Raw genomic sequence first — 2,145 nt, 5'->3', positions numbered from 1 at the left:
CGCTGACATCGCGCACGAAGGCCGTCGCGCCCGGTGCCGCCTGCCATGCGCAGCGGCGCGACGAACAGCTCGATCGGCACCCGGTGGCCGCGCTTGTGGATCGCATCGACCTCGAATCGCCGCCCCAGCACCGGACCGTCGCCGGTGCGCTGCAGCCGCGACATGCCGCGCAGATGCGCGCTGCGCATCTCCGGCGGAATGATCAGCTCATGCAGCGGGCGGCGGATGGCCTCGGCATAGCTCCAGCCCAGCGTCGCCGTCGCCTGCGGATTCCATTCGGTGATGAGGCCGTCGGGATCGATGCTGATGAAGGCGTCCGGGCTGCTGGCCAGCGCGCTCTGGAAAGCCGCATCGGCTTCGGCCCGCGGGCGCCCGGTCGGTGCGTCGCCGGGCGCCGGTTCCGCGGCCCGCGAGGGAGCGTCGGCCTCGTGCTGCGCCAGCGTATGCCGCGCATCCCACAGCGGCCGCTCGTTCACGAAGGCGCTGCGGGTGCTCTTGACCAGCTTCTGGTCGTCCAGCGTGCCGGCGGCGACCTTGATCTCCGGCGGCGCGTCGTCCTCCAGACAGAACAGCTGCGTCGCGCAATGCGGGCAGAACTGGCGTGAGGCATGGTCCGAGGACCGCCAGGTCTGCAGCGCGCCGTTGACCCGCAAGGTGGCGCGGTCGGCGGTCAGCCAGGCCATCCCGGCGCCCCCCGAGGATCGTCGGCAGGTGGCGCAGTAGCAGACCGCGGCGTCGAGCTGGGCGGCATGCACGGCGTACTCGGCTCGCCCGCAGGCGCAACGACCGCGAAGGACCAGGGGGCTCATCATCGGGCCATCCTATCGGAGGCAAATCCGGCGCGTCGAGCCCTGCGACCCCGGGGGAAGCCCTCACCGCATCCGGACCTGCCCCGTCTCGCCCAGGTCCTTCGGCGGCTGGCCGGTCACCGCCGACTTCGCCATCGCATACAGCTGCATCAGCTTCGAGGCCTTCACGTCCCAGTAGCTGGCGTGGTTGATGCGCACCCGCAGCAGCGCGAGGTCGGGGTCGTCCACGCCCTTGGGGAACCAGGCCTCGGCGGCCGGATTCCAGAGGGCCTGCTTGCGCGCCCGGTCCTCGTCGAGTTCGGCGGTGCCGGACACCGAGACATAGGTGTCGTCGTCGGCATCGGCGAAGGCCACGTTCACCTGCGCGGCGCCGACGATGTCCTCGTAGGCTTCGCCGCCCCGGGACATGAAGAACCACAGCGAATCGCCCTCGTCGACGCCGCGGTTCTGCAGCGTCATCGGACGCGCATGCAGGTGACCGTTCGGATGCTGCGTCGTCAGCATGCCGAAGCGCATGTCCTTGATGAGGTGCCAGAGTTTCTCGCGTCGTTCGGTCTCGCTCAGCGCTTGATCGCTCATGTCGTGCTCCTTGGCCATGTGCCTCCTCACAGCAAGCCTCGCTCCCGGGCCCTGGCGCGAGCGGTCCGCCCGTCGGTCGCCTCGCCGGGGACGCGAGTGCCGGAGCGATCGGCGCCATCGCCGCCACCACCATGAGCGCCATCGTCGGCCTGCCGGTTCTTCCGCACGCCACGCAGGTTGAGGAGGAACAGCCCGAGCTGCAGCACGATGAGCGCGTAGGCCTGGGTGTGCAGGCCCCAGGCGCTCCACAGCAGGTTGCTGGCGACGAAGACGCCGAAGCCCCAGCGGCGGCGCGCCGCGCTTCGCGCGGCCACCAGCCAGGCGGCCAGCAGGGTCACGGCCATCGCGGGCCATTGCAGGGCATCGAGGAAGGCGTCCATCGGTCGGGGAGCGGTGTCGGCGACGCGGGCGTCGATCCTCGACCAGGGCAAGCCGCTTGCCGGCAGGCGTCCATGTCGCGATCAACGCCCTTGCACATCGGCACCGCGGGCTGGAGCGTGCCCCGCGCCGTCGCCGCCGCCTTCCCGCCGGAGGGCAGCCAGCTCAGCCGCTACGCCGCCGTGCTGAACGCGACCGAGATCAACACCACCTCAGCCGCACGCACCGGGCGGACACCTTCGCGCGCTGGGCCGCGCAGACGCCCGCGCACTTCCGCTTCTCGGTCAAGCTGCCGCGGGCGATGACGCACGACGCGCGACTGAAGGTGCCGCGGGCCGAGGTTCGCGCCTTCGTCGACTCGCTGGCCGGGCTGGGCGAA

At 71.3% G+C, this 2,145-nt stretch carries 4 protein-coding genes; 1 reads left to right on the top strand and 3 read right to left on the bottom strand.

From position 1 onward, the window contains the following. The 3 genes from FUT87_RS26880 to FUT87_RS31185 all read right to left on the bottom strand — a co-directional run. The coding region (locus FUT87_RS26880; protein ID WP_186830796.1) for a GFA family protein at positions 1–809 on the bottom strand (809 nt) is incomplete at its 3' end. A 63-nt stretch (positions 810–872) separates the two neighbouring features. Next, a complete protein-coding gene (locus FUT87_RS26875; RefSeq protein WP_147242959.1) occupies positions 873–1,388 on the bottom strand; it encodes a pyridoxamine 5'-phosphate oxidase family protein in 516 nt (171 codons plus the stop codon). A 26-nt stretch (positions 1,389–1,414) separates the two neighbouring features. Then, positions 1,415–1,768, bottom strand: coding sequence for a hypothetical protein (locus tag FUT87_RS31185; RefSeq protein WP_255512061.1), 354 nt, complete (start codon positions 1,766–1,768; stop codon positions 1,415–1,417). Between the two features lie 56 nt (positions 1,769–1,824). On the opposite strand from FUT87_RS31185, the gene FUT87_RS31895 reads away from it, so the two are divergent. Next, positions 1,825–2,145, top strand: a 321-nt coding sequence (locus FUT87_RS31895) for a DUF72 domain-containing protein (RefSeq protein WP_222617316.1), incomplete at its 3' end; no start/stop codon positions are given.

This window comes from Mitsuaria sp. TWR114, assembly GCF_007997345.1.
Note: the sequence above shows the minus strand (reverse complement) of the source record. Positions and strands in the feature narration are given on the sequence as shown.

Coding starts and splice junctions, on each gene's coding strand:
- FUT87_RS26875 (WP_147242959.1), bottom strand. CDS start 1,388: ATGAGCGATCAAGCGCTGAGCGAGACCGAACGACGCGAGAAACTCTGG.
- FUT87_RS31185 (WP_255512061.1), bottom strand. CDS start 1,768: ATGGACGCCTTCCTCGATGCCCTGCAATGGCCCGCGATGGCCGTGACC.